The sequence below is a fragment of the Fibrobacter sp. genome (genome assembly GCA_012523595.1).
Classification (GTDB): domain Bacteria; phylum Fibrobacterota; class Chitinivibrionia; order Chitinivibrionales; family Chitinispirillaceae; genus JAAYIG01.
In genome coordinates, this window is record JAAYIG010000249.1 from 1 (window position 1) to 1,984 (window position 1,984).

At 41.5% G+C, this 1,984-nt stretch carries 2 protein-coding genes; both read right to left on the reverse strand.

Annotation, left to right across the window (positions count from 1 at the left end; all coding sequences use genetic code 11):
* Nucleotides 1–43: 43 nt before the first annotated feature.
* Complete coding sequence (locus GX089_17200) at nucleotides 44–1,588, reverse strand: T9SS type A sorting domain-containing protein (GenBank protein ID NLP04234.1); 1,545 nt, start codon at nucleotides 1,586–1,588, stop codon at nucleotides 44–46.
* Between the two features lie 33 nt (nucleotides 1,589–1,621).
* Nucleotides 1,622–1,984 (reverse strand): T9SS type A sorting domain-containing protein (locus GX089_17205; protein ID NLP04235.1); only part of this gene is annotated, 363 nt, incomplete at its 5' end.

Consider the following 1,984-nt stretch of genomic DNA (forward strand, 5'->3'; position numbering starts at 1 on the left):
CCTTCCTGAAAAGAGAATTAGAAAAAAAGAAATTTATCGCAAATTAAATCTTCTTCAGCACAAGCTTACCAGTGGAAATCCGGTCAGTAAACCTTATCCTGTACAGGTAAATCCCCTCACTAACACCTGAACAATCCCACAAAAGGGAATTCTTTTCTGCCGTCAGGTCCCGACTCTTTACTTCTGTGATCCTTTTTCCGGCAGCATTGTAAACTGAAAGTTCTACTGGCATCGAAACAGAAGATGGAAAACTGAATATCACCTTTGATCCGGTTATTTTTAGTTTTACTGCAGTATTGCTTTGGTTAAGCAATGGCTTATTAATTACCGTAATGGGTTCAGAAGGAATATAATGGGCGGCAAAGGCATTCATGCCCCCTATTGAATCTACACAGGCATATTCACCAACAACAGTAAAGCCGCTATCCGGTGTCGCACAGACAGAAAGAGGTGTTGGTGCCCGACCATCTGCTGTCCGGTAAGGAATACGAACCCGCCTTTCCCAGAGAATATTTTTCCCGGTAGAATCTGTAACAAAAGTCCATACTCCACCATATCCATCTATTGATGCCTTTTTGCCAACAAATACCAGCTTTCCATCAATCAACTGGGTAAAATCATAAATCACATCACTTCTACCCTGCGTTCCCGCGGTATCCCATGTCTCATTTGTACCGTAGGCGTAGGATATAGGTGACCACCAGGCATCAAAACAGAGCCTCTGGTATTTTGTCCAGCAGTTTCCCTCGTAGGCCTGCCCCGCTACCATCAGTGAGCCATCTCGAAGCATCTTGGCACGCATAATATTGTTCACCATGGAACCTACTCCATCAAGCATCATGGTGTACTTTTTCCGCCAGATTACATTCCTGTTTGAGTCAAGGCATGTTATGGATTGATAACCCGACACAATAATATTTCCCAGTAATACTTCTTCTATATAGAAACCACCTACATTGTATCCTGATGTATTATTCCATTGTTTTCCTCCAAGAAGATTCCCCGCAGAGTCCAGTTCCAGAACAGCAGCATAGTTATTCAGGCTCAGTCCGTTGTTGTTCGGATATTCATCACCCGCTGCGCAGATTATGGTGCCCCGGGAGGTTTCCTTGAGGCAGTTGACTGTAGCGCCACGAAAAAGTTTTCTTTCGTCATTAATAGAATCATAGTACCATGTAGTCCATTTTATATTACCAACAGAGTCAGTTTTCATTATTAAAGGATCATCATATCTATATCCACCAATAATAAAATCTCCCTTTGAAATTATAATCGAATATCCTCCTACTCCTTCTTCAAATCTGTATTTTTTCACCATTTTTTTGCTTCCGTTCTCATCCAATTTGATCAATAATACATTTCGCATTCCTGTTGAATCACGTGTTTCTCCTACACATACATAGCCACCATCAGATAATGGCTTAACATCGTGAAAAACATCAGGGACTGGCTCGTTTTCGTTATATATTCCCCTGTCATACACAAATATCCAGGCTGTATCATAATTGACCTCAGCGGTCAGTGCAGTTTTAGTGCATAAGGGAAGAAAAAAAGCAGCAGATATCAGGAGTTTTTGGATTGTTTTCATGCAAATAATGACCTTGATTACTTTTATTTCATCTTAATTCTTCTTCAATACCAGCCTGCCAGCGGAAATCCGGTCAGTAAACCTTATCCTGTACAGGTAAACTCCCTCACCCACACCGGAATAATCCCACAAAAGTGAATTCCTTCCGGCATTAAGATTCCGGTTTTCAACTGCTGCTATCTTTTTTCCGGCGGCATTGTAAACTGCCAAATTTACGGGCAGGGAAGCGGAAGACGGTAAAGTAAAAACCACTTTTGATCCGGTTATCTTGAATTTGACAGCAGTATTGCTTTGGTTAAGCACTGATCTTTCCGTTACCGTAATGGGTTCAGAAGGAACAAAATGCATGGCAAAAGCGTTGTGGTTGTTTCCATAGGTGTTATTATCACCTACCAC